Origin of the sequence: Lichenifustis flavocetrariae (genome assembly GCF_026130545.1) — a bacterium.
Lineage (GTDB): Bacteria > Pseudomonadota > Alphaproteobacteria > Rhizobiales > Beijerinckiaceae > Lichenihabitans > Lichenihabitans flavocetrariae.
On sequence record NZ_JAMOIM010000011.1, the window covers coordinates 181981 to 208316 of the forward strand.

The 26336-nt window shown below is 61.7% G+C and carries 22 protein-coding genes; 21 read left to right on the plus strand and 1 reads right to left on the minus strand.

Annotation, left to right across the window (positions count from 1 at the left end; all coding sequences use genetic code 11):
* Window positions 1-75: 75 nt before the first annotated feature.
* From M8523_RS17620 to dgt, 9 genes are all read left to right on the plus strand, one after another.
* Window positions 76-4014 carry a baseplate multidomain protein megatron gene (locus tag M8523_RS17620; RefSeq protein ID WP_282586199.1) on the plus strand — a complete coding sequence of 1313 codons (3939 nt, stop codon included), beginning with the start codon at window positions 76-78 and terminating at the stop codon, window positions 4012-4014.
* Window positions 4015-4284: 270 nt separating this feature from the next.
* Window positions 4285-5025 (plus strand): alpha/beta hydrolase, encoded by a 741-nt coding sequence (locus M8523_RS17625; protein WP_282586200.1) that lies wholly within the window; start codon window positions 4285-4287, stop codon window positions 5023-5025.
* Window positions 5026-5150: 125 nt separating this feature from the next.
* The gene (locus M8523_RS17630; protein ID WP_282586201.1) at window positions 5151-6659 is read left to right on the plus strand and encodes a formylglycine-generating enzyme family protein; all 1509 of its coding nucleotides are present in this window, start codon (window positions 5151-5153) and stop codon (window positions 6657-6659) included.
* Window positions 6659-7255, plus strand: coding sequence for a hypothetical protein (locus tag M8523_RS17635; RefSeq protein ID WP_282586202.1), 597 nt, complete (start codon window positions 6659-6661; stop codon window positions 7253-7255). The genes M8523_RS17630 and M8523_RS17635 overlap by 1 nt, the downstream gene beginning before the upstream one ends.
* Before the next feature lie 393 nt (window positions 7256-7648).
* Complete coding sequence (locus tag M8523_RS17640; RefSeq protein WP_282586203.1) at window positions 7649-8035, plus strand: DUF2793 domain-containing protein; 387 nt, start codon at window positions 7649-7651, stop codon at window positions 8033-8035.
* 4 nt (window positions 8036-8039) lie between these two features.
* Window positions 8040-8690, plus strand: a complete 651-nt coding sequence (locus tag M8523_RS17645) for a hypothetical protein (protein WP_282586204.1) — start codon at window positions 8040-8042, stop codon at window positions 8688-8690.
* A 1-nt stretch (window position 8691) separates the two neighbouring features.
* Window positions 8692-10827 (plus strand): SGNH/GDSL hydrolase family protein, encoded by a 2136-nt coding sequence (locus M8523_RS17650; RefSeq protein WP_282586205.1) that lies wholly within the window; start codon window positions 8692-8694, stop codon window positions 10825-10827.
* A 430-nt stretch (window positions 10828-11257) separates the two neighbouring features.
* Entirely contained in the window at window positions 11258-11440 is a 183-nt protein-coding gene (locus tag M8523_RS17655; protein ID WP_282586206.1) for a hypothetical protein, read from the plus strand.
* Entirely contained in the window at window positions 11440-12831 is a 1392-nt protein-coding gene (dgt, locus tag M8523_RS17660; protein WP_282586207.1) for a dGTP triphosphohydrolase, read from the plus strand. The genes M8523_RS17655 and dgt overlap by 1 nt, the downstream gene beginning before the upstream one ends.
* 40 nt (window positions 12832-12871) lie before the next feature.
* On the opposite strand, the gene M8523_RS17665 is transcribed toward dgt, so the two are convergent.
* A complete protein-coding gene (locus M8523_RS17665; RefSeq protein WP_282586208.1) occupies window positions 12872-14257 on the minus strand; it encodes a hypothetical protein in 1386 nt (461 codons plus the stop codon).
* 310 nt (window positions 14258-14567) lie between these two features.
* Between M8523_RS17665 and M8523_RS17670 the strand changes: the two genes are divergently transcribed.
* The 12 genes from M8523_RS17670 to M8523_RS17725 all read left to right on the plus strand — a co-directional run bounded on the left by M8523_RS17670 (window position 14568) and on the right by M8523_RS17725 (window position 26194).
* Window positions 14568-15353 carry a glycosyl hydrolase 108 family protein gene (locus M8523_RS17670; RefSeq protein WP_282586209.1) on the plus strand — a complete coding sequence of 262 codons (786 nt, stop codon included), beginning with the start codon at window positions 14568-14570 and terminating at the stop codon, window positions 15351-15353.
* Between the two features lies 1 nt (window position 15354).
* Window positions 15355-15981, plus strand: a complete 627-nt coding sequence (locus M8523_RS17675; protein WP_282586210.1) for a 3TM-type holin — start codon at window positions 15355-15357, stop codon at window positions 15979-15981.
* A 26-nt stretch (window positions 15982-16007) separates the two neighbouring features.
* Window positions 16008-16328, plus strand: a complete 321-nt coding sequence (locus M8523_RS17680) for a hypothetical protein (protein WP_282586211.1) — start codon at window positions 16008-16010, stop codon at window positions 16326-16328.
* Complete coding sequence (locus M8523_RS17685) at window positions 16325-16867, plus strand: hypothetical protein (protein ID WP_282586212.1); 543 nt, start codon at window positions 16325-16327, stop codon at window positions 16865-16867. The genes M8523_RS17680 and M8523_RS17685 overlap by 4 nt, the downstream gene beginning before the upstream one ends.
* A 276-nt stretch (window positions 16868-17143) precedes the next feature.
* The gene (locus M8523_RS17690; protein WP_282586213.1) at window positions 17144-17368 is read left to right on the plus strand and encodes a type II toxin-antitoxin system Phd/YefM family antitoxin; all 225 of its coding nucleotides are present in this window, start codon (window positions 17144-17146) and stop codon (window positions 17366-17368) included.
* Window positions 17365-19347, plus strand: a complete 1983-nt coding sequence (locus M8523_RS17695; protein WP_282586214.1) for a type I restriction-modification system subunit M — start codon at window positions 17365-17367, stop codon at window positions 19345-19347. The genes M8523_RS17690 and M8523_RS17695 overlap by 4 nt, the downstream gene beginning before the upstream one ends.
* Window positions 19344-20759, plus strand: coding sequence for a restriction endonuclease subunit S (locus M8523_RS17700; protein ID WP_282586215.1), 1416 nt, complete (start codon window positions 19344-19346; stop codon window positions 20757-20759). The genes M8523_RS17695 and M8523_RS17700 overlap by 4 nt, the downstream gene beginning before the upstream one ends.
* A gap of 70 nt (window positions 20760-20829) precedes the next feature.
* Window positions 20830-21054, plus strand: coding sequence for a DUF433 domain-containing protein (locus M8523_RS17705; RefSeq protein ID WP_282586216.1), 225 nt, complete (start codon window positions 20830-20832; stop codon window positions 21052-21054).
* Window positions 21054-21383 (plus strand): DUF5615 family PIN-like protein, encoded by a 330-nt coding sequence (locus M8523_RS17710; protein ID WP_282586217.1) that lies wholly within the window; start codon window positions 21054-21056, stop codon window positions 21381-21383. Before M8523_RS17705 ends, M8523_RS17710 begins: the two co-directional genes overlap by 1 nt.
* A complete protein-coding gene (locus tag M8523_RS17715; protein WP_282586218.1) occupies window positions 21380-21934 on the plus strand; it encodes a hypothetical protein in 555 nt (184 codons plus the stop codon). Before M8523_RS17710 ends, M8523_RS17715 begins: the two co-directional genes overlap by 4 nt.
* Window positions 21931-24951, plus strand: a complete 3021-nt coding sequence (locus tag M8523_RS17720; protein ID WP_282586219.1) for a type I restriction endonuclease subunit R — start codon at window positions 21931-21933, stop codon at window positions 24949-24951. Before M8523_RS17715 ends, M8523_RS17720 begins: the two co-directional genes overlap by 4 nt.
* A gap of 541 nt (window positions 24952-25492) precedes the next feature.
* Window positions 25493-26194 (plus strand): hypothetical protein, encoded by a 702-nt coding sequence (locus tag M8523_RS17725; protein ID WP_282586220.1) that lies wholly within the window; start codon window positions 25493-25495, stop codon window positions 26192-26194.
* The last annotated feature ends 142 nt before the right edge of the window (window positions 26195-26336 follow it).

Below are 26336 nucleotides of genomic sequence, written 5' to 3' on the forward strand. Positions count from 1 at the left end.
TTACGGCGTGAGGCATAAACATGCTTGCACGGGCGGCCCTGGCGAGTCCAGGCCTGACAAGTAGAGATTCCAGCAATGGCAACTCTTCTTCTCCGGGCCGCCGGCACCGCGATCGGCACCGTCCTGGGCGGGCCGATCGGCGGCCTGATCGGCGGCACCATCGGGGCCATCGGCGGCGCCGTCGTCGACACGCTGCTGATCAATGCGCTCACGAGCCGCAAGCAGCACACGCCGCAGCTCGATCAGATCAACATCACCAACTCCACCGAGGGCAATGCCGTCCGCAAGCTCTGGGGTCGCATGCGGCTCGGCGGCAACGTGATCTGGTGTTCGCAGTTCAAACAGTACACGACCAAGGAAAAAACCTCGTCGGGCAAGGGGTTCGGATCTTCGACCTCGACCAAGGTCACGCATTATTCGCTCTCCTTCGCGGTGGCGTTCTGCGAAGGCGGCGACAGCGTGCAGATCGGCCGCATCTGGGCGGACGGCAACGTGCTCGACCAGACGAAATATACGTTCGTCTTCTACAACGGTTCGGAAGGGCAGTTGCCCGACGCCTTCATCGAATCGATCGAGGGCACCGGCAACGTGCCGGCCTATCGCGGCACGGCCTACCTCGTCTTTCAGAATATGACGCTCGACGACTTCGGTAATCGCATGCCGCAGATCACGGCCGAGATCATCCGCACGCCGCCGATCCCCGATCCGAACGACCTCACCAACCTGCTGCGCTCGGTCGCGTTGCTGCCCGGCGCCGGCGAGTTCGTCCTCAACACGACTATCGTCAAGTCGTCGGACGGCTTCGGCAACTGGTATCCCGAAAACGAGCATTCGCCCCTGGGCGCCTCCGATATCCAGGTGTCGTTGCTGCAGCTCGAAGAGACGCTGCCGAACCGCGCGGCGGTGTCGCTGATCGTGACGTGGTTCGGCACCGACCTGCGCGCAGGCGCTTGCCATATCACGCCCAAGGTCGAGACGCGCACCAAAACGGTCACGCCGGCCTCGGCCGAATGGGCGGTGGCCGGCTATACGCGGGCGACCGCGCCGCTCGTGACACAGATCGACCCGGCAAACCTCGACCCGACGGGCCTCGCTGGGTCGGCGCCGCCGACCGGCTTGGTGCCAGCCTTCGGGGGGACGCCGTCTGACCATTCCGTGTTGGAAGCGATCGCCGACATGAAGGGCAAGGGCCTTCGGGTAATGTTCTACCCCTTCGTGATGATGGACATTCCGGCCGGCAACGGGCTGCCCGATCCGCACGGCGGCGCCGAGCAAGCGCCGTTCCCTTGGCGGGGGCGGATCACGTGCTATCCCGGCCCGGATCAACCCGGCACGGTCGACAAGACCGCCGCGGCCGCGACACAGGTCAACGCCTTCTTCGCCCAATATGCCGCGATGGTGACGCATTACGCGAGCCTCTGCGTCGCCGCCGGCGGGGTCGACAGCTTCATCATCGGCTCGGAACTGGTCGGCCTCACGCAACTTCGGTCGAGCGCCGGCGACGGCACCTATCCGGCCGTGCAGCAGTTGAAGAGCCTCGCCGCCACCGTGAAGGGCACTCTCGGCGCCGGGTGCAAGGTCGGCTATGCGGCCGACTGGACCGAGTATCACGCGCACCGGCCGAGCGACGGCAGCAACGACGTCATCTTCAACATGGACCCGCTGTGGTCCGACAGTCACATCGACTTCGTCGGCATCGACAATTACCTGCCGATGTCGGATTGGCGCGACGGCGCGCCCAACGTCGACAGCGATCCCGTGGCGGGACCGTTCACGATCTATGACAAGAGCTACCTCGCGCGGAACATCGAGGGTGGCGAGGACTTCGACTGGTATTACGCGAGCCCGGCCGACCGGGTGAGCCAGGCCCGGACGCCGATCGTCGACACAGCCTATGCCGAGCATTGGGTGTTCCGGCAGAAGGACATCCGCTCGTGGTGGTCGAGCCCCCATCGTTCGCGGCTCGGCGGGGTGCGGGCGGGCGCGGCAACATCCTACGTGCCGCAGGGCAAGCCGATCTGGTTCACCGAGTTCGGCTGTCCGGCGGTCGACAAGGGGCCGAACCAACCCAACGTCTTCTACGATCCGAAGTCCTCGGAATCATCGCTGCCTTACTTCTCGCTCGGCTCGAAGGACGATCCCGTCCAGCGCGCCTATCTCGAAGTGATGCTCGCCTATTGGCGCGACCATGCGCCGACGTCGGGCATCTATGGCGGCCCGATGCTCACGACCGACAACATGTTCGCCTGGGCGTGGGACGCGCGGCCGTTCCCCGATTTCCCCGGCCGCACCGCGGTGTGGCACGACACCCCGAATTACGAGCTCGGACACTGGCTGACCGGGCGCGCCGGTGAGGTGCCGTTGAAATGGATCATCGCCGAACTCTGCGCGGCAGTCGGCGTCACGGCCTATGACACGACGGACCTCCTGAGCGCGTCGACCCTCGTGCTCGGGTTTGCCAACGACGCGATCGCGAGCCCGCGCGACATCCTGGCCGGCCTCATGGACGCGTTCCAATTCGACGCCCGCGAGTCCGGCGGTGTGATCGCGTTCTTCGCCAAGGGCAACGTGCGCGTGACGCCCTTGTCGGACGCCGACCTCGTCGTCACGAGCGATGCCGATCCCGGCTACAGCTTCACGCGGAGCTCCGACACCGATCTGCCGGGCGCGGTGCGCCTCTCCTACGCCGATCCGTTCCGGGCCTATGCCTCGGCCGCGACCGAGGCGCGAAGGGCGGTCGGCAACTCGCAGAACGTCGCCCAGGTCTCGACGGCCGCCGCCCTCGACGGGGCCTATGCGGCCGATGTCGCCTTGAGCGTCCTGCAGCAGGCCTGGGCGGCGCGCGAGGTGGGCGCCATCAAGGTGCCGCCCTCGCGCCTTGCGCTCGACAGCGGCGATGCCGTGACGGTGACGGTCGACGGCATCACCTTGTCGTTCCGGATCAAGGCCATCGAGACCACCACCTATCGGGCGCTCAATCTCGTCGGCTTCGACCCGTCGCTGCTCGTCGTGGCGTCGCCGCCGGTCGGCCAGCCGGGGGCGCCGCGGCTCGGCACCTTCGGGCCGCCCGTGATCGAGTTCATGGAACTGCCGCCCGTGACCGGGCAGGAGAGCGAGCTCTGGGCGCCTCGCATCGCTGCCTATGCCAACCCTTGGGCGGGGATCGACATCTATCGCGGCAACGGCGGCGGCGGTTGGGATTACGTCACGACGGTCGAAAGCCCGTCGACCATGGGCGAACTCACGAGCCCGCTCTACGCCGGCCCGGTCGACCGATGGGACCGCGGCAACGCGCTCTATGTGCAGTTCTACGGCGCGGCGGGGCTGCTCTCGCTCACCGAGCCCCAAGTGCTCGCCGGTGCCGGCGCGATCGCGGTCAAGAACCCGGATGGTGCCTGGGAAGTCCTGCAGTACCAGACCGCGACGCTCACCGGGACGAACAGCTATCGACTGTCGAAGCTCTTGCGCGGGCAGCTCGGCACCGAAGGGGCGATGCGCGCGCCCGTCCCGACGGGCGCGCGGGTCGTGGTGCTCGACGCCAACACGTTGACGCCGCTCGACACGATCCTCGACAGCCGCTCGCTCGCACAGGACGTGCGCTATGGGCCGAGCCTCTATGGCGTGACCGACCCGAGCTTCACCGAAACGACCGTCCAGGGCTCACCTGTCGGCCTGCGCCCATTTTCGGTCAGCCAGATCGCGGGTCGGCGCGATCCGGCGTCGGGCGACGTGACCTTCACATGGGAGCGCCGCACCCGCTTCGCCGGCGATGCCTGGGATACCGCGAGCGTGCCGCTCAACGAAGACGAGGAAGCCTATGACGTCGAGGTGCTGGACGGTGCCGGCCACGTGGTCCGCACGGTCTCAAGCGTGGCCTCGCCGAGTTGGACCTATTCGGCCGCGCAGCAGACCGCCGATTTCGGCAGCGGCCTCACCGCCTACACGCTCAACGTCTATCAGCTCTCGGTCCTCTACGGCCGCGGGCAAGGGGCGACGAAGACGGTCTACCTTTGAGCCGCCTATGCAGCTCACACGGCCTCTGGTGTTAGTTGCAGACCATGCGAGACGTTTGTGACATATGGAAGCCATCTTAGAAGCGGCCGGCGAGGTAGCGCGCTAGCCCTTCGAGGAGTTTTCTGGGCCATCTCTCTCGGCGACAAAGATTGCAGTCTGTGACTTCGCTGGACAACCCTCAGCCAACCCAGCCGGCGGCGCCAAATAAGCTAGACATATCGGTTGCCCCGAACCACACTGCTTCTAACCTCGACAGCCTCAGGATACAACATGTCCAGCCCTACTTTCCTGACAACGGCAAACGGGCGAATCCAAGTACTGGAAACGCTCGCGCGCCAACCCTCTCGCGGCACTCTTCTGTGCGTCCATGGCGGCCCGAATGGCGACTACCATGGAAATGAAGGTATCTTTGATGAGTTAGCCGATCATCCGGGGCTTGACAGCTTTGACGTCCTCCAGTTCAGCATGCGTGGTTATGGGAAGAGCGACGGTACTCCTCAAGATATAACCCTCTTTTCTCAGGTCGCCGACTTCCGCTCCATATTATCTACAGTGACTGACCGAAATCCGCGATCCATTCATGTCGTGGGGGAAAGCATGGGCGCCACCATTGCTGCGTTGTCTTGGGACACAAGTGTGGACAGCTACATCTTTCTTTGGCCAGCCTTTGATCTCCGCGACACAGATTTCAGCGTTTATTTCACACCAGAATGGCGTGCCGCCATCGATCAGAACGGATTTATTGAAGATAATGGCGTTGTGATTGGCGCAGAGTTCTACAATCAACTTTTAACGTACGACTTTTCGGACTGCTTCCATATTCCAAATAAGCCTACATTTATTGCGCACGGCAAGAGGGATGTTTCTGTTCCATTTCAACAAAGTCTACGTGCGACTGCTGAGGCGTCAGGCCCTGTAACTCTCTACGCTCACCCTGACGCAGAGCACGGATTTCAGAGGCCTGAAGAGCGAATGTACATCAAGACTGCTCTCGGCAAATGGCTCACGTAGCTTAGGAGCAATTGATGAGCGCACCATGTTTCACAGCAGTCCTGTATAGAGCTTCGGACTGCCTGAATCCCGAAACGGCTGGATACATTCACCGAGCAACTCAGTCCGTGCTAGGAACTTCCAACTTGAACGTCTCGAACTGGACTGAGCACAATCTTCTTAATCGGTTCAGCCACCTTTCTACAAATCGGGTTTCAATCCTTGTTGCTGAACTTAGAAACAGAGCCCTCGCTTTTTGTGGCGCTCGTAGTACCTCGACAGTTTTCGATTTAGTCTTTCGCGGCCTCGATGCAGACCCTTGTCAAATACTGTTTTTATTTGCCTCGGAGAAAGAAGATCGTGAATGGGCAGTCCGGAAAATCAGCGAGGCGCGAGATGTCTTCGCTGTGGTAGCGTCGCCCAAGCACTTCGTTCCTCTATTCCTTGCAGCTTGTGAGATATCGAAATGGTGGGACATCGCTTCGAATGTAGAATCTGTCATAAGATATTCCTCCTACATCAGGCGTGTGGAGCACCTGTTGTTGCAAGTGCGAGATGAGACGCATCCTACAGAATTCGATATATACAGCCGCGTCGCTCGCGATTTTGTTTGTTGGAACGGCGGTCGTGAGTTTGTAGCAGGTGTAGATACAAAGAATTTACGGCCGGAGACCCGCAAAGAGCAATTTGACGACGCCTTAAAGCGGCTGCTGGACAGCTCATTCGCAAATCGATCCGCTCACGATAGCCCGGGACATCGTTTGATCTCCAGCCAAGCTTTGTTTTGGCTCGTCGAGTTACCGGCGGAACGCTTGGATAGTCATTGGCTGCGTTTCACACGACTCTATCACGAAATGCGGTTGGCGCACCCGAATGCAAGTAGAATAAAAGCCTCCATGAACCTTTTGGATGTTCATGACGACTCATATCGGGCCTTCATGGCCTGCTTTATAAACGTTCCGGCAGGTCAGTACCTGATTGGGAGTACCATTCAGAGTACTCTTAGCGAGCCGCCTGCCCAAAGAATTTCGGTCCACCTTGAAGCATTTCAGATAATGCTGCGACCGGTTTCGTCGGGTGACCTTTGTACACTCGGCATTGATCCAGATAGGTGTAGTCTTCCCAATGAGCTGCCTGCGACAGAGATAAACGCTGTTGAGGCCTTCCAAATCGCTGATGCACTCACACGTAAGCTACGGTCGATTGGGATTATATCGGATGTCGAGAGGGTCATCCTGCCCAACGAGTTTCAGTGGGAAGCTGCTGCTCGTGGTCCATCGGGAAGCGAATATCCTTGGGGCGATGTCTTCTACGAAGATTGCTGCAACTGTGAGCAAAATTTCGGGTTGTGTGTGACACCTCTGGGTCAATTTTCGCCGCGAGGTGATAGTCCTTACGGCTGTCAAGACATGGCTGGGAACGTTCGCGAGTGGACTAGATCTTATGCCGGTATACACAACGTCGATTGGCAGACATATGAACATGAACCAGTCGAGCGGGACACCTCTTCGTTATATCAAGATGATCGCCTTATTATCCGAGGAGGCAGTTATTCCTACGATCGAGAATGTGTCCGTACGTGGGTCAGAAATACACAGATTGCATCACGTCGAGATGCACAGACCGGATTTCGATTTGTGATCGAGAAGATGTAATGGCTACGAGCGCGTCATCATCATCGTTCGTAATAAACGCAGTCTATACATATACATTTGCCAACACACTTTTTGAAGTATTTGCGCCTGATCCAGACAAAGGTATTCATCTAAGACCGGATGCTGATCTTGCTGCCTGTCTATTCGCTATAATCTGCTCCGTTATGACTTTTCGATATTTCTTTGGGAATAACAAGTTTCTCGAAGACATGTTCAAATCTGATAAAGAGCCTGGGGTCAAACTATTCCACTTCCTTACAATTATCCTTCAAAGTGTCGTGTTGCTTGCGATATCTTACCTCGTGAGGCGAAAAGATGAGTTTGTTGATTGGCTGGCTTGTCTGTTTGCAATAGAAGTATTTTGGTACGTGCTTTGTATGATTTTCGACAGGGACATCGTAAGAACACGGGGTCGACTGGACCGGAAATTTTTTATCAGCGAGATGTCAAATGCTTCCATGCTCCTTGTCACGGTTATCACTCTTGTACCAATTCCGAAACACACTGGTTACGACTTCACGTTAATGTTTATGATGTTTGCGCTGAACTGTGCTGTAGATGCCTGGGCCAATATGAGAAACTATATGGACTCGTGAAGCCGTTGGTCGTTCTCATTATAGGTGTCAAAAGCTGGTAAATTAACCGACAAGTATTAGACGTTGTAATTTACTAGATTCGGAGCCATGCGGGCTGAGCCTGATGCTGTTCTCCGAAAACTTCTAGGGTGCTATCTGCTTCTGTGAATGCGGCCCTGCTGTCGACCGGTCCGAGGGTCGCCAGTGCCAGGTGGCTGGTTCAATCAAGCGCAAATCGCCTGCCCGCAGCATTGCAAAGAGAGCTTTGGCACGCGCCCGTGCCATCCCATAACCCTACGCTGTGAGCCGCAGGGTTGCTGATCTGTCGTTTCACGGTCAGACCTTGTCGGGCTGTCCGTCTTGCGACCTCATCAGCGCGGGGAGGGTTTGGCTCATCAGCGGAGATCGTTGACCTTGAGCAACACGCCGAACCTGCAGCTTCCCTTCCTCGACGCCAACCAGAACCAGAAACACGTCACGCACAATGCGGCGTTATCGATCCTCGACGTGCTGGTCAACCCGAAGGTCGAGAGCAACGCCCTTTCAACGCCACCTGGTTCGCCGGGTGATGGGCTGTGCTGGATTGTCGGCGCGGGCGGGACCGGCGTTTGGGCGGGCAAAGACCTGCAGATTGCCGCGTGGCAGGACGGCGCCTGGGTCTTCTATCTGCCGAGGACCGGCCTCATCGCCTTCGCCGGCAACCTCGGGGTTTCCCTCGTGTGGACCGGCTCGGCCTGGACCGCCCTGGCGCCGGGCGCGAACCCGGCCGCCGCCTTCGTTCAAGCGCTGATCTTCGGGTGACGCGATGAAGCGGCCGATCACGCCTGCCTATACGTTCACGCCGGCGTCGAGCACCCTCAATCTGTCCGGCATTGCGGGCTTCGACGTCCGCAACCTTTTTGCGGTCATCGATCTCAAAACGGGCGCCCTGATCTATGCGCCGCTCGCCGGCACCGGCTATTCGGCCCTGTCCGGCACGACGCTCACGCTTGCGGCCTCCATGAGTGGCCTCTCGGCGTCGGATCCTCTGCTCATCCTCTATGACGACGGCGGCAAGCCGGCCGAGGATGGGACCGATGCGACCGGCGTCACCATACCGAGCGGCGGCGTCGGCATTCGAGGTTGGCTGTCGGGCATCTACAAGGTTCTCAGCGGCACCCTTACCGTCACGATGGGCAAGACCGCCTCAGCCGGCGATGTCGCGGTCACGGCCGGCGGCACGGCGCAGACGCTCTTCTCCGGCGCGACGCCGGCGAACGGGTGGAAGGTCGCCAATCCCGATCCGGCGGAAGACCTTTGGGTGTCGGATTCGACCACGGCCGCGCCGAACGGCCTGGGCTCCTATCGCGTGCCCGCGGGCGGCATCATCACGACCGAACCCGGCGAACGGCCCGTCGGCCCGGTGAGCGTCTACGGCGCCACGACCGGCCACGTCGTCACGGCACGGAGCTGGTGAGATGAGCGGCAACGTCTTTCCCGCCGTCGTGCCGCCGGTCGTGGCCGGACTGCCGAATTGGCTGTCGCGCGCCAGCAAGACCGCCGAGAGCGGCTTCAACAACGATCTGATCTGCTTTTGGGGCGACAGCACCACGGCGACGGCGTTGAACTTCTTCGGCGGCTGCCCGCTGCCGGTGACCTATCCGACGTTCAGCGGCGCCCGTTTCGTCAACTTTCACCAGAAGAGCGGCGAGGCCCTGGCCGGCACCCGCATCGTGAATTTCGGCAACACCGGCGCGACGCTCGCGGTGTCGATGAACGAACCCTCGGGCGCGGTCTTCAACATCACCCGCGTGCTCGCGGCGAACCATCAAATCTACTGGCCGGCCGCCAACCCGCCCGCGGCCGGCGACACGGTGACGATCGGCGGCGTGGTCTTCACCTTCGTGGCGTCGGGCGCGACCGGCAACCAGGTCAATATCGGAGCGAACTTCGGCGGCTCGATCAGCAATCTCGTCGCCGTGCTGCAGGCCTCGGCCGATCCGACCGTCTCGAAGAACAACTATGCGAGCCGGTCCTCGAATTACGACGTCTCCTATGCGCTCGACGTCTGGTCGAAGGCGCTCGGGCCGGCCGGCGCCGGCGCGGGCGTCGCGTGCTCGACGGCGGGGTCGATCATCAACGGCACCCCGGTCCTGCAGGTGCCGGGCCTCGTCGTCCTATGCTACGGCATCAACGATGTCCGCACGGGCGCGACCACACAGGCGCAGCTCGTCGCCCTCATCACCAAGGCCGTCAACCGCATCCGGGCCGTGCTGCCGGCATGCGATATCGTGCTCTGGGGGCCGAACTCCTTTCTCGCCGATGATCCGACCGGGTCGGCCCTCGTGTCGCCGGCGACCGCGGTGGCCGCCCAGGCCTATTCGACGCTGCTCTATGGGGCTTACGAGCAGTTGAAGAACGTCTGGCCGAACGTCGTCGTGCTGCAGAAACAGGATATCTTCGGCAAGACCTGCCAGACCTTCGCGGCGCTCGGCGGCAGCGGCTTGAGCGCGATGTCGGATCAACTGCATCCGAGTCTCGGCGCGCAGACGCAAATGGCCGATTGGCTCGCGCCGCAAATCGGCTTCAAGAAGCCGTTCAACCCCCAGCGTGCCAACCTTGCCCGCGTCGGCAATCCGACGGCGCCTTACTCGATCTATCCGCGCGAGGTCGAAGACCCGGCCTTCTATGACGTGATCGCGCAAGCCAACTGGCTCGGCCAGGGCAACGCGTCCGGCAATGACTACATGGACTTCCTGTTCCCCGGCGCGCGCTATCGGGAAATCCTGCCCGGCGACATGGTCCAGATGGGGACAGGCGGCGCGGTCTTCCAAATCCCCTTGACCGGCGTCACGCTCTACAACCTCAACACCACGACGGCGCGCTTCGGCTTCACCGGCACCGGCCTGCTGCCGTCCTTCTCGGGCGGCGTGGTCACGGTCTATCGGCAGAAGTTCGAATGGGACGCGACGATCCAGAGCTATGCGCAGCAGCTCAACGCGTACCCCTACAAGCGGCGGTTCTATGTGGCGGCCGCGGGGTCCGGTTACCTGCGCCTCTACTATTTGGCGCAGAACGGCCGCGACCCGGCCAACATGCTGCTCAACCCGAACACCGATGTGATCGTCGGGCCGGGCGGCTTCGGGGCAATCACGGGTTACAGCGTCCTCGCCTTCGCCTCCGTCGGCGCGTGGCAGGTCAGCAAGACCGGCACCGACTTCTCGGCCCTGGCCGGGAAATATGTGTGGGTCTTCTCGACCTTCCCGAACCGCGAGCAGATCGAGAACAACTTCGAGCCGATCCGCCTCAACCTCGTCGGCTCGATCGCGAGCACGACCACTGTGCGCCAGATCGCGACCCGCGGCGCCGGCAAGGTGAACAAGGTCTATTATACGCAAGGCACCGCGGGCACGACCGACCTCACCATCACGCTCAAGGTCGCCGGAACCCTCGTGCTAACGTTGCTGATCACGGCGAACCACGTCGGCATTCAGCAGACGTCGTGGGCCAGCAATAGCTGGTTTTCGGTCTATCCGAACCAGGTGCTCGAATGGGCGATCTCCGGCGGCAGCGGTGCCGCCGACATCGCGATCGCGCTCGACATCGCTGGGTAGAACGGGATGGTAGACGCGTTAGTGATCCAAGTTTGACCCCTGGTGCTACTCAGAAGTCGTAGTGGGGGGCGGCGGACATAGACTGAGCGCTCGAATCCAGGCGTTTGGCAAAGCGCTCATGTCGGCAGGTCAGTCAGACTTAGCCGCGCCTCGGAAGCGCATTTCACGCGAAGCTCGGCGCAGCCCAAGTGACATAGCAGTGTCAGAAAGGGCGCCGCTGCCGATCGAGGGAGGCATCCGTTGCTGCAGGATGGGCTACGAGCTTCACGATCTTGGCATGCAAACTATGTTCTTGTTTTGTTCTTATGAAATTATTAAGCTAGAAGGCACGAAATGCCATTCGGCGACTTCTCATCCTGTGGGCAGTTCCAATGAGCACATGGACGGGCATGTAGCCTGTGAATAGGCTGCACGATCTTTGGAGATTGGCATGAGTCGAAATACCGCGATGACCGAAGCAGCGCAGATGGCGGAGGAGAACATGGACGTGTTTCGGCGCGGGCTATTACGGAGGATCGCCAAGAAGCGTGCGACTGAGAATCAAGTTGCCGAACCGTCAACAAAAGAACGTGATCAGGAAAAGCAACACGCGGTGCAGCAGGCGGACGTCTGATGCACCTGTACGGGGACGGCGACACGGATCGGCCCCTGAGAGACCCCGACGGCGAGAAGCCGTGGCGCGACAATTTCATGAGGGACTACGGCCGGGTCATTCATTCGGCCAGCTTCCGGCGGCTACAGGGCAAGACGCAAGTCTTCCCAGGACATGAGTCCGACTTTTTCCGCAACAGGCTCACGCATTCGCTCGAAGTGGCGCAGATCGCCGAAGGCATCGTCGACCGCCTGAACCACGTCGACCCCTATTTTCAGAACAGTAATCTCAACTCGCGGCTGTGCGCTACGGCGGCGCTTCTCCACGATCTTGGGCACCCCCCGTTCGGTCACAATGGGGAGCGTGCGCTGGACGCGATGATGGTTGGACATGGCGGCTTCGAAGGCAACGCGCAGACGCTGCGCATAATCAGCCAGCTCGAGAAGAAGGTCTTTGATGGTGCCGGGCGTTACGGTCTGAACATGACCTTCCGCACGCTCGCGGCCGTCCTGAAGTACGACAAAGAAATTCCCATCGAACGAGAGTCGGGTTCCAAGGTAGCCAAGGGCTTCTATGCCAGCGAAGCTGACTTAGTTGCGAACATCAAGGTGAAGGTCACCGGTGGCCAGGTCCCTGAGCCGGGGGCATTCAAAACGGTTGAATGTGCACTTATGGACCTCGCCGACGACATCGCCTACTCGACATTCGACCTTGAGGACGCGTTGAAGGTCGGATTTCTGACTCCTGGATACATCTTGGCCTCGAGCAAGGAACTCCTCGCCGAAGTCGCCCGGATCGTATCGAGGGAGATGGGCAGGGAAGTGTCGTCGGACGAGGTGATCGAGGTTTTCCAGAATTTGTTCGAGGGCATGATCGGCACTAAGTTGGTCGAGAGCCTCGAGCGGACTAGGCCCGACGACATGCCTGCGATGGAGCGGGCGCTCGAGGTGTTCGCGGGAGGCGAGCGGGCGTCTCTAGGCTTTGTTGATTCCGGGCACCTACGGACGAAGCTCTCCTCGCAGCTCGTCAAAGACGCGATTGACGGTGTGGGCGTCAAGCTGAACGATGCCGTTCCTGCCCTCACAAAGGTGTTCCTCAATGACGAAGCGAAGCTGCGCGTCGAGGTGTTGAAGCAGTACGTGTATGTCGCCACCATATCGACACATCGCGTGAAGATCGCCGAATATCGGGGGACGAGGATCGTCAAGGACATCTTTACGGCATTGTCCGAGAAGGATGGATCGATGCTCCTGCCTCTGGACGTCAAGCATGCACATGAATTATGCGCCGACAAACACCAACGGATGCGCGTAGTATGCGACTTCATCGCCGGCATGACGGACCGTTACGCATCGGAATTTCATGCGAGGCTCCATTCCGAGGCGCCGCAGAGCATGTTCAAACCGCTTTGAGGCATGGCCGGACCGGCCGTATGGCCACCGACGCCTGCCGTTAGGCGAACCGCGCCGGAATGCTAGCCTTACGGAGGAGATCCGAGACGTGGCTGGTGAGACCGACGGCACCGCGGATGCGTATGCCTGTATCCCGTGGCAGGCGCGCGAGGAGCGAGCGAAGCGCCTCCAATCCTTGGGAACTCTCGAAGTCGATCCAATCGGCGGCCTCGCCCGGAACGATGGCGTCCCGGGAGGACGCGCTCGCCCCTCTGTGGAGCTGCACCACCCAAGATTTATGGCCGTCGAACACCCATTCTAAGCGCACGCTGCCCAACGCGGATCGTGCTTGCCGAAACAACGCTGTGACAGCCCCCTCCACTTCGTCCGGTAAGACCTCTGGACCCTGCACGCCCAGCATGAAAAGATCGCCCTCGCCACGCCTGCCCTCGAGGCAGCAGCTCCCGTCGGCAAGCTCGAGCGCGGCTCCCGCGTAGACGGCGGGAACGGCCGACTGCGAGATAAGGGAGGGGATAGCGGTGCCGTCCGGATCCTCTGACGCCATAAACGCGAAGGGATCGGCGTAACCCCTGAGCGTCGTGTACTTGCCCGGCAACTGCTCGCGCGGACTGGTGCGCAGCCACGTCTCGGCGCTGCCGGTGGGCTGGCCAAACGAGAACGGCGCGACGCGCCTGTTGACCACGAGCGTTCGCGGCACGCGGAGTCCCGCAGCGTCTGCGACGAGCAGCCCATAGACTTTGTCGCCGAGCATTCGGCTAAAGTTGTTTGGCCAGGCGACCTCGTGGGTCAAGCGCGTCTGGTCGGCGGGGTCGTGCTCCCAAAGCAGCGTATGCCCGCCTCGCCATCCACACCGCCGTGGATGGATGCTGAACTCGACTCGCCCGGAAAGATCATTATTGAGTTCCGGCGCGAAGCCGTAAACGGCCGTAAGGACGTGCTCGGCCCATGTGACGGGAAGCGCGGCGGTGCCGGGCTTCTCGACGCCGCGGGGCGTATCATCGGGCGTGAACTCAATAAGACCGCCGAGCGCAACGCCCGATACGCCACCGTCGTGGACGTCGATCAGCTCGTTGACGATGGTATGCAGACCTTGCGCCGAGAGAGATCGAAGGGCGTCGAGTGCTTCATCCACGCGAGCGAGCCCGTAGACAAATGGCCTACTCTGCGCGGACTCGGGCGAAAAGCTGCGGACGTTGACCTTGCCGTCCGCGCTGTTGGCGAGCAATCTCTCGACGGCGTCCGCATCGGACGCAAAGGCGTGGTTGGGCGCGAGCCCGAGGACGCGACAATATTGTTGGACGGGACCTCCGTGTGTGGGGGCGAAGCTCGCGAACTGCGCGACGTTGGCATGTTCCGCAAGGCTGTCCAGAATCGCATCTTTGCGGATTCCACCAAGGTGTCGCCGTCGCGGCTCGGGTAAGCTCACCGGGTCCTCCTGCGGTAAAGCCGTACGATACGCCTTATCGGTGAGAACACTGTTACCGGTCGGCTGAACTGTCGGCAACATGTCGCGGAGCGCTGGTCCGACAGCTGGTCAGTCGCGAAGGCTTCGGCGCTCCCGCGGTGTAGCGCGTGGAGCCAGCCGAGCTCGGTTCCGCCGGGCATGCGCACGCTGAAGAGAATCATCATTCGCGCAATCTAGCGCGTCCTGATCGCCGACGAAATCGGCGGTCATACTCCCGCCACCCGTCCAAAGACCCGCTTCCTCAACCCGCGTCCAGAGGGATTGCATCGTCATGGCCGAACGAAACTACCCCGCGCCCGTGCTGACCGAGACCCTGAAATGGGAAGGCGGCCGCGTCGACGATCCTCGCGATCCCGGCGGCCGCACCAACCAGGGCGTGACGCAAGCGACCTATGACGCGTGGTGCAAGGGCTGCCATGCCCCGGTGCGCAGCGTCTACGCCATGACGGCGGCCGAGCGCGACGCCATCTATCGCACGGGGTTCTGGGCGAAGGTCGGCGGCGACGGGCTGCCGGACGGCGTCGACCTCGCCGGCTTCGATTACGGCGTGAATTCCGGCCCGGCGCGGGCGCTCAAGGCGCTCAAGGCGGTCGCCGGCATGGCAGACGGGGCCGCGGCCGTGAAGGCCGTCTGCGCAGCCCGCCTGTCGTTCCTGCATGGCTTGCGCAAGGCGGCCTTCGAAAAAGGCTGGACGCGTCGTGTCGCCGCGATCGAAGCCGCCGGCGTCAAGATGGCGCTCAATGCCCGGATCGGAACGCCGCCCGCGGCCGCGCCGACGCCGGGCGTCGCCGCTCAACTGCAGACGCATGCGAAGGTCGCGGCCGACAAGGCCAAGGCGCAGACCCGCACCGTGCAGACCGCCATGGCGTGGGGTGCCGCCGGCACTGCGACACAGGTCGCGCCGACACCCGCTCTGCACATCTCCCTCGTCGCTCTCGGGATCGCCGGCGTGGTGCTCGCGGTCGCGATCGCCGTGCTGCTCTGGCGTCGAGCGCACGCGCAAGCCCGTGCCGACGCCTATTCCGCCCTCGCTCAAACCGCCGCAAAGGACGCCTGACATGGACCTCGATTTCCAGAGCTTCAAACCCCTGATCAACGCGCTTGAGACGGCGGGCCTGCCGGTGCTCTCGACCGTGCTCGCGGCCGCCTTTGGGCCGGCCGGCTTCGTGGTCGGCCCGGCCCTCGGCATTCTCGTGCCGATGATCAACCGGGCGCTCGGGCTCGGCGAGGATGCGACGCCGCAGCAGGCGGCCGACGCGATCGTGGCAGACCCGGAGGCCGCGAAGGATAAGCTCGCGACCGTCCAGGAAGACCATTCCTACCTGCTGCAATCGGCGAAACAGGTGCAGGATTTCACGCTCGGTGCCCAGGGGCAGCAGACGGCCTTGCTCGCGATCGACGCGCAGAGCCAGTCGATGTTCGTTCGCGGCTGGCGTCCCGCGGCTGCCTGGATTTGCGTGACGGCGCTCGGCCTCGACACGGTCGTGATCCCGACAGCGGCGTGGGTGGCGGCGCTCTGCGGTCGCACCCTGCCGGCGCCGCCCGACACGACAGCCTTGCTCGCGTTGCTCACGGCACTGCTCGGCCTGGGCGCAATGCGGTCCTTCGACAAGGCGAAGGGCACGTCGCCCCTAAAAGCACCCGAGGCCGCGCCGCTGGCTCTGCCCAAGCGCCCTGCGCGCTAGCTGCTCTTTCATGCTCCGGAGGCGCTGTGACGGACGAACACAAGACAGGCGAGTCGGCATCGGCATCCGCGACCGAGCTACGCGTGCAGGTCGGCATCCTGGGCGAGCGGGTGTACGGGATCGACAAGAACCTCGGCAATCGCATCGATAACCTGGGGGCGAAGTTCGATACCTTCACGCAAGAGTTGAAAACGACCTATGCGACGAAGGTCGATCTGGCCGTCGTCGACGACAAGGTGCGCAAGGTCCAGGACGCGCAAAACTGGGTCATTAAACTCATCATCGGCGCAGTCATCGTCGCCGTGCTCGGCTTGGTCATCGTCAAGGGCGGGGTGCCACACCCATGAAGCCCAACCTTTTCGATCAGCCCACGGCCGACGAGCAGTTCTACGCCCGCGCCTTCGCCATCATGGTCGGACCGGGCCGCAAGGTCGCGTCGGTGATGCAGGTGTGCAATCTGCTCTACTGGCTTGCGATGATCGGCGCGTTGGCGTGGCTCTTCTCTCAAGTCATCGACCGCACCCCGCCCGTCACGATCCGGTCGGCGCGGCTAGTGAACGCCACTGTCGCGGCCGGCGATCCCGTCCGGGTCGAGTACGACCTGCGCCGCTCCCGAACCTGCCAGACGGATGTGTCTTGGGCGATCTTCGACGGATTGCAGGAGGTGCACCGGTTTGGTCCGGTGCAAGTCGACGCCGCCGGCAATCCCGGCGCCGACACGATGGTGCGCGCATGGCCGACGCCGATCAATGCCGCGCCAGGTCCGGGCCGGCTGCGCGTCACCTTGTCCTTCGAGTGTCCCGGCAACTATCTGCAGGCGGTCTATCCCGTGGTGATGGTGCTCGACGACGTCGGCTTTTTGATCGACGAGCCGCATCGGCGCTAGTCGCCGCGATCTCGCGGTGCGTTAATCTCTAAACTGGCCGCGGACCAAGAGGGTCCGGATGATTCGTGGCGACATACCCTTAGGAGGTCCACTTTCGGGCCGTTACGCTCAGCATCGCGCTCTCCGGTACCTTTGCAAACCTGTTCAGTTTCGCCACCGCTCCGAACTACGCCAAAACCCGATAAGCGGGCGTCTTGAAGCATGCTGAAACTGAGGCTTGCCTAAAAGAGCCATTTCGCCCCAAATGGCTCCAGTGATCGCCACGGGGATTCGACCATGAAAACCATGTCGGCGCGGGAGGCGAAGAACGCTTTCGGCCTGATGATCGACACTGCGCGTGCGGAGCCGGTGCTGATCGAAAAGCACGGGCGCGGCGTGGTGATGGTCATCTCTGTGGAGGAGTACGATCGGTTGCACGGCAGCGCCGACGCGACGCCGATGCAGTCCGATGGCGCCGGCCCCAGGCGCATCGACGACCGCGGAACATCGAAACAAGCATGAGCAATGGCGATCTCAACTGGATCACGAACTTCATCTGGGGCATCGCCGATGATGCGCTCCGCGACCTCTATGTGCGCGGCAAATATCGTGACGTGATCCTGCCGATGATGGTTCTGCGCCGCCTCGATGCGGTGCTCGAACCTACCAAAGCGGCCGTGTTGTCCATGAAACACAGCCTCGACAAGGCGAGCATCACCAACCAGGATGCCGCTCTGCGCCAGGCGGCCGGACAGGCGTTCTACAACACCTCGCGCTTTAATCTGCGCGATCTCCGCAACCGCGCGTCGCAGGCCCAGTTGAAGGCTGACTTCGAAGCCTATCTCGATGGCTTCTCGCCGAACGTGCAGGAGATCCTCGACAATTTCGAGTTCCGCAATCAGTTCCCGAAGCTGTCCAAGGCCGACGTTCTGGGCACACTGATCGAGAAATTCCTCGATAGCTCGATCAATCTCGGCCCCAAGCCGGTGCTGAACGGCGACGGTTCGGTGAAGTATCCGGGCCTCGACAACCACGCCATGGGCACGATTTTCGAGGAACTCGTGCGCCGCTTCAACGAGGCGAACAACGAGGAAGCCGGCGAACATTGGACGCCGCGTGACGCCGTGAAGCTGATGGCGAAGCTGATCTTCGTGCCCATCGCCGATCAAATCACCTCCGGCACATATCTGCTTTATGACGGCGCCTGCGGCACGGGCGGCATGCTGACGGTGGCCGAGGAAACGCTGAGCGACCTCGCCGAGCAGCACGGCAAGCAGGTCTCTACCCATCTGTTCGGGCAGGAGATCAACGGCGAGACCTACGCCATCGCCAAGGCCGATCTGCTGCTGAAGGGCGAGGGCGAGGAGGCTGACAACATTGTCGGCGGGCCGGAATGGTCGACGCTGGCAAACGACGCGTTTCCGTCGCGCGAATTCGATTTCATGCTGTCCAATCCGCCCTACGGCAAAAGCTGGAAGAGCGACCAGGAACGCATGGGCGGCAAGGCCGGCATGCGAGATCCGCGGTTCGTGATCGAGCACGCGGGCGACGCCGAATATAGCCTCGTCACGCGGTCGAGCGACGGACAGATGCTGTTCCTGGCAAACATGCTGTCCAAGATGAAGCACAACACGCCGCTCGGGAGCCGCATCGCCGAGGTGCACAACGGCTCCTCGCTGTTCACCGGCGATGCCGGCAGCGGCGAGAGCAACGTGCGCCGCTGGATCATCGAGAACGACTGGCTGGAAGCCATCGTCGCGCTGCCGCTGAACATGTTCTACAACACCGGCATTGCCACCTATGTCTGGGTGCTGAGCAACCGCAAGCCGGGTTATCGGCGGGGCCGCGTGCAACTGATCGACGCGACGCCGTGGTTCCGGCCGCTGCGCAAGAACCTCGGCAAGAAGAACTGCGAACTCGCCGAGGCCGATATCGAGCGCATCGTCGAGACGTTCCTCGCCTTCGCGGAGACGGAGCAGTCGCGCCTCTTCGACAACGCCGAGTTCGGCTATTCGAAGGTGACGGTCGAGCGGCCCTTGCGCGCCACCGGCATAGACGCGACGCGGGCCTATGCGCCGAAAGAGATCAAGGCCTTGAAGGAGGAGGGCCGCATCGCCGAGGACGGCGCGCCGGTCATCCGCCGCATTCATAAGCCCGGCAAAGTGACGGCCGATCCGCTGCGTGGCCTGTTCCCGGTGACGATCGACGGCAAACGCTGCGTCGTGGAATATGAGCCGGACAGCGATCTGCGCGATACCGAGACGGTGCCTTTGAAAGAAGCCGGCGGGATCGAGGCTTTCATTCGCCGTGAGGTGCTGCCGCACGCGCCGGACGCCTGGATCGACGAGGCCAAGGCCACGATCGGCTACGAGATCAGCTTCACGCGTTATTTCTACAATCCGCAGCCTTTGCGTCCGCTGGAAGCCATCCGCGCCGATATTCTGGCGCTGGAGCGCGAAACCGAAGGCCTGATGGCGGATATCATCGGGGCGGCGCGATGATCGACGGGCTGCGACCCTATCCCGAGATGAAGTCGACCGGAGTTCAGTGGCTTGGCGACGTGCCAGCGCATTGGGACGTTCGGCGCATCAAGACTCTGCTGAAGGAAATCGATCATCGCACAAAATCGGGGGAGGAGCGCCTGCTATCGCTACGGATGCGTCGAGGGCTCGTCGACCATCATGATTCAGGCGGAAAGCCTATTCCGCCTGACGCGCTGGTTGGCTTCAAAGTCATCGAGCCCGGTCAGATTGTTATGAACCGAATGCGAGCAGCATATGGCCTGTTTGGGCTTGCCGACGTTTGCGGGCTCGTGAGCCCGGACTATGCGGTTTTCCAGCCAGCGGATAACTCATACAACAGATATCTGCTCGAAACGTTCAAGTTGCCATCGCTCGCGGCGGTATTTCGTGCTGAATCTAAAGGCTTGGGTACTGGCGAATCTGGGTTCCTGAGGCTCTACACGGACAGATTTGGCCCGATCCCCGTTTCGTATCCGCCGCTTGACGAGCAGCGGTTGATCGTGCGGTTTCTGGATTGGCATGGTGCGCAGACGGCGAAGCTGGTCCGCGCCAAGAAGAAGATCATCGCGCTGCTGAACGAGCAGAAGCAGGCGATCATCCACCGCGCCGTCACCTGTGGCCTCGACCCGAACCCCAAACTCAAACCCTCCGGCATTCCCTGGCTCGGCGATGTGCCCGAGGGGTGGGAGGTGAAGCGGCTGAAGCAGGTTTCACGCATTCGCTACGGGCTCGGACAGCCGCCCGCTGAGAAGGTAGGAGGCTTGCCTTTAATTAGAGCAACCAACGTAGATCACGGTCGAATTCTCGCAAAGCACTTGGTCTATGTGGACCCTGATGCGGTTCCTAAGTCTCGCGGCGCATTTTTAAAGACTGGTGAAATCATCGTGGTACGCAGCGGAGCCTATACAGCTGACTCCGCAATCATACCCGCCGACTATGAAGGCTCCGTTGCAGGTTATGATATCGTCGTAACGGCGACGCGTGTCTTGCCCGAGTTCCTTGCTGCAGTCCTTCTTGCCCCACACGTGCAAATTGATCAGCTTATCCCGGCCAGCATGCGCGCCGCGCAGCCACATTTGAACGCTGAAGAACTCGGCGCTGCGGTTCTGGCGGTTCCAGACGCTCAAAGCCAGCGTAGGATCGTTGCTCATATTGACAATGAGACGGCAATTGCAAGCAAAGCGATTGACATTGCTCAACGCGAAATCGCCCTAATTCAGGAATTTCGCACGCGCCTGATCGCCGATGTCGTCACCGGCAAGCTGGATGTCTGCGCCGCCGCGGCTAGCCTGCCCGAAGTCACCGAGATTGAACCCGCTGACGATCTGGCCGAGGTCGATGACCTCGACGAAGTCCCCAACGACGCAGAGAACGAGGAGGTCGCCGCCTGACCATGCCCGTTCTGGCCGCCACCGCTATGCTGACCAAAACCGCAACGATGTCCCGATTAGGAGACAGGCAATGAGCGAAACCCATCGGATCACGGTCGATCCCAGCCAGTGCGGCGGGCGGCCCTGCCTGCGCGGCTTGCGCATCCGTGTGCGCGACGTGCTGGACCTGCTGGCCGCCGGCGCCGACCGCGCGGAAATCCTGGCGGATTATCCGCTGTTGGAGGAAGGCGACATCACGGCCGCCCTGGAATACGCCGCGCGGCAGAGCGACCATCCCGTGCTGCGCGTGGCCTGATGCGCTTCCTGGTCGACGCACAATTGCCACCCGCCCTGGCCCGCTGGCTCGCCGCCCAGGGGCATGAGGCGGCGCATGTCGGCGACCTCGGGATGCAGGCGGCGTCCGACGCCGCGATCTGGGATCACGCCCTGGTGTCGTCCTCGGCGATCGTCACCAAGGACGAGGATTTCGTGCAGCGGAAGGTGCTGGCGGATAACGGGCCGGTTGTGGTCTGGATCAGGCTGCCCAACACACGGCGGCAAGAGCTGCTCGCCTGGTTCGAGACGGTGCTGCCGGATGTTCTAGCGGCGCTGCTGCGCGGCGAAACGCTGATCGAGGTAACATGATGGCGGATGGCGCGCCGATGGATGCTGGCAAGGCCAGCCTTGTGCTGCTGATCCATCGCTATCTCGGCGGACTGATGGACCCGTTCGTCACGCTGCTGGAAATACACAAGTTGATGTATTTCATTCAGGAAGCCGGCGAGCCGGTGCGGCTGAAATACACCAAGGCCCCCTATGGCCCCTACGCCGAGAATCTCCGGCATGTGCTGCATGCGGTCGAAGGGCATCTCGTGTCGGGCTATGCCGATGGCGGCGATGCGCCGGACAAGCAGATCGAGCTTGTCCCCGGCGCTGAGGCGTTCCTGAACGACAAGCGGGAGACGGTCAGCCGGTTCGATCGGGTGGGCAAGCTGGTCGAGGGGTTCGAGACGCCGTTCGGGCTTGAATTGCTGGCCACCGTCCATTGGGTCGCGACGCGCGAGAACGCGATCGATGCCGACGACGCGGCGGCGAAAGTCTATGCCTGGAACGAGCGCAAGAAGCGCTTCTCGCCGCGTCAGATCAGCATCGCCTTTGAGACCCTTCGGGCGAACGGGTGGCTGGCGGCGGCATGAAAACCGACACCTCGGAGAAGGGCCTGGAAGCCCTCATCGTCGCCGATATGACGGGGCGGCGTATCGAGGACTTTGGCGCGCCGGCCGGCGGCGGATTCTCCGAGGAGCCGGAGCCGTTCGTCGGCCTGCACAACTGGCTGCTCGGCGATCCGAAGGCTTATGACCGGGCATGGACCGTCGATCTTGTCCAGTTGCGCGCGTTCGTCGCCGCGACCCAGCCGCCCCTGCTGGCGGCGCTTGATCTCGACAACGACAGCCCGACGCGCCAGAAACTCCTGGCGCGACTGCAAGGTGAGATCGGCAAGCGCGGCGTCATCGATGTGCTGCGACATGGTGTCAAGCACGGTCAGCACGATGTCGATCTGTTTTACGGCACACCGTCGCCGGGCAACGCCAAGGCCGCCGAACGCTTCGCGCTGAACCGCTTCTCCGTCACCCGCCAGGTTCGTTATAGCCGGGACGACACTGCCCACGCCCTCGATCTGGCGCTTTTCATCAACGGCCTGCCGGTGGCGACGTTCGAGCTCAAGAACAGTCTAACCAAGCAGACCGTCGAAGACGCTGTCGAGCAATACAAGCGCGATCGCGATCCACGCGAGAAGCTGTTCGAATTCGGCCGCTGCATGGTGCACTTCGCGGTGGATGACGCGCAGGCGATGTTCTGCACCCACCTCAAGGGCAAGGCGTCTTGGTTCCTGCCGTTCAACAAGGGCTACAACGACGGCGCGGGCAATCCGCCAAACCCCGGCGGGCTGAAGACGGATTATCTCTGGCAGGATATCCTGACGCCGCTCGGCCTGACCGACATCATCGAGAACTACGCCCAGATCGTTGAGCGGCGCGACCCGAAAACCGGCCGCGTGAAGCGCGACCAACTGTTCCCGCGTTTCCATCAGCTCGATGTCGTCCGCAAGCTTCTCGCCGACGCCCGGTCGAAGGGCGCGGGGCGGCGCGTGCTGATCCAGCATTCGGCGGGATCGGGCAAGTCGAACTCGATCGCCTGGCTGGCGCACCAGCTGGTGCGGCTCGCCAGTGACAGCGGTCAGGTGTTCGACTCGGTGATCGTGGTCACCGACCGGCGCCTTCTCGATCAGCAGATTCGCGACACCATCAAACAGTTCGCGCAGGTCGGCGCGACCGTCGGCCACGCCGAGCATTCCGGCGACCTGCGGCGCTTCATCGCCGACGGCAAGAAGATCATCATCACGACGGTTCAGAAATTCCCTTTCATCCTCGACGATATCGGCGCGCTGCACCGGGATCGCCGCTTCGCGATCGTTATCGACGAGGCGCATTCCAGCCAGGGCGGCAAGGCCGCCGCTGCGCTGAACGCCGCCCTGACCGGGTCAGACGATGGTGACGAGGACGAGACGATCGAGGACAAGATCAACGCGATCATGGAGAGCCGGAAGATGCTCCCGAACGCGAGCTATTTTGCCTTCACGGCAACACCGAAGAACAAGACTCTGGAAGTGTTCGGCGAAGCCGTCTCCGAAGGCGGCGCGGTCAAGCATCGGCCGTTTCACAGTTATACGATGAAGCAGGCGATCCAAGAGGGCTTCATCCTCGACGTGCTGCGCTATTACACGCCGGTCAACAGCTACTATCGGCTGGTGAAGACGGTCGAGGCCGATCCGGAGTTCGACACCAAGCGCGCCACAAAGAAGCTGCGCCGCTATGTCGAGAGCAACGATCATGCGATCCGCCTCAAGGCCGAGATCATGGTGGATCATTTTCACGAGCAGGTGCTTGCACTGAACAAGATCGGCGGCCAGGCGCGTGCGATGGTGGTAACCTCCGGCATCGAGCGCGCCGTACAATATTTCCAGGCTGCCAGCTCCTACCTCATCGAACGCAAAAGCCCATACCGTGCGATTGTCGCTTTCTCGGGCGAGCATGAATTCGGCGGTGCCAAGGTCACGGAAGCCAGCCTGAACGGCTTCCCGTCGAAGGATATCGTCGATCAGATCGAGAAGGATCCATATCGGTTGCTAATCTGTGCCGACAAGTTCCAGACCGGCTATGATCAGCCTCTGTTGCACACGATGTACGTTGACAAGTCGCTCTCGGGCATCAAGGCGGTACAAACGCTGTCGCGGCTGAACCGGGCGCATCCGCAAAAGCACGACGCCTTCGTGCTGGACTTCATGAACGATAGCGAGACGATCCGCGCGTCGTTCGACACATTCTATCGCACGACCATTCTCAGCGACGAAACCGACCCGAACCGGCTGCACGACCTCAAGGCGGCGCTGGATGAATATGAGGTGTACCAGAGGACCGAGGTGGACCAGCTTGTCGATCTCTATCTGGGGGGCGCCGATAGGGATCGGCTGGACCCCATTTTGGATGCGTGCGTGGCAATTTATAATTCGGACCTGGACGAAGATGGACAGGTGGATTTCAAGGGCAAGTCCAAGGCCTTTGCCAGGACATACGCATTTATCGCGGCCATCCTGCCTTTCACGAACTCGGAATGGGAAAAGCTTTCAATATTCCTGAACTTCCTTGTGCCGAAGCTGCCGGCGCCGCGCGAGGAAGACCTGTCGAAGGGCATTCTCGAAGCGATCGACATGGATAGCTACCGCGTCGAGAAGCAAGCGGTGCAGCGCGTTCAACTGACGGATCAGGATGTCGAGATCGATCCCGTTCCGACCGACGGCGGCGGACACAAAGCAGATCTGGAACTCGACCGGCTCTCCAATATCATCCGAGGGTTCAACGACCTGTTCGGGAATATCACGTGGGAAGACGGCGATCGCATCCGGCAACTGATCGCGACCGAGATCCCCAACAAGGTGGCCGCAAACGCCGCCTACCAAAACGCGAAGCAGAATTCCGACAAGCAGAATGCTCGCATTGAGCACGACAAAGCCCTTGGGAGCGTCATTGTCGGGTTGATGAAGGACGACACGGAACTGTTCAAACAGTTCAGCGACAACCCAGAGTTCAAGCGGTGGTTGGCTGATACCGTTTTCTCAGCAACATATGATCGTCCAACGCCCACCGTTCCATGAGTGTTTGAGCTGGTGGCCGAACGATCATGATAGGCGCAGCTCCAATTGGCAGCTCTCCGACAGGATGCCAACGGCAGCCACTGGCGCACAGGTAAACTCAACAAATTGGGCGGAGGAGCCTCGGTGAAGCGGGTTACCCGATGGACGATAGCGCCACTCACCAAAGCCAAGTTAGCTGGGCTCCTTTCAGGCGGCGACGCTGAAGACGAAGAAACCCTGCTCAGAGTGGGGGGATGCGATGTAGCGGACCTCCGCTACCATTCGCTTTTCCCCTAAAATACGTCTTTGAAATCATGCCGTTAGCTGTACGCCGGTAGGCCGCGGAACGCGGCGCAACGATCGTTGGGCCACCTTCAAGGGCCACCGTCCAGCGTTGGGCGCGGGCATGGCAAGAGCGAGCTTTCTCACCCGGCGGGACGGCCGGTACTGGTTTCAGATCCGATTTGACCCGTGTCGGGATCCCGGCGACTCTCATCGGCATCTCAAATTCGCGCTGCGGATCGCCGCTTACCCCGTGGCGTTGCGGCGAATGGTGTCGGTCATGTCCATCATCACACAGTTCCGGGTTTGCCCCGATCATCGCGCCCGGACGGTCGAGCTTCTCGGCCAGATGGTCAATGCGCTCCATCAGGCGCCTCCTTATACCGAGGACCAGATCGTGGTGTGGGAGGGGCTCGAAAGAGTGGTCCAGCGCTTCGTCGGGTCCGTTCAGGCCATCGAGCATCCGATCGGCGTCCACTCCCCAGACTTTTGGGATCACTGGCGTCGGTTTGCCGAGCGCAACGAGCGGATCAGCCGGGCTCGCCGTTCAGGAAAAGACCCAAAGATTGTCGAGGCCCGCGCGCCGGCCGATCAATTGCCCCAGGCGCTCCGCGACATCGTCTGCTCGCAACAGCCGCATCAGGTCGCCGCCCTGACGCCAGACAAGCTCGCTCGGATGCGGAAGCAAACTGAAATCGACAACGACACGGATATCGCCTCGTTCAAAAACATATGGGGTGCTGACGAGGCCGAGGTCTTATTCGAGGACGGGTCGACCGGCCTACTCTACGGCGATCGGGGTTCAGTCCTCGTGCGCTTCGGGTTGCAGCCATCTGAAATGAAGCACGGTTCCGCCGCGAACAGCCATGATGCGGAACTGGCGCCAGACAAGAATCCCTCCGACACCCCCCGAGCCGTCAGGCGAAGAGGATGCACCTCTCGGCGAGGCCATCAAAGCGCGTCTCGACGCTTTGGCCATTAAGCTCGGTAACCGGAGGGCCGACGAGTCGCTTGGCCGCGTCCTTCGGTTTGCGTCTGATGTTCTCGGCGATCGCGGTAGGGACGCTCATTGCTGAGCGCCCCCCGCACAGATCCGAGCGGGCCCAATTCGGGCACTCGGCTCC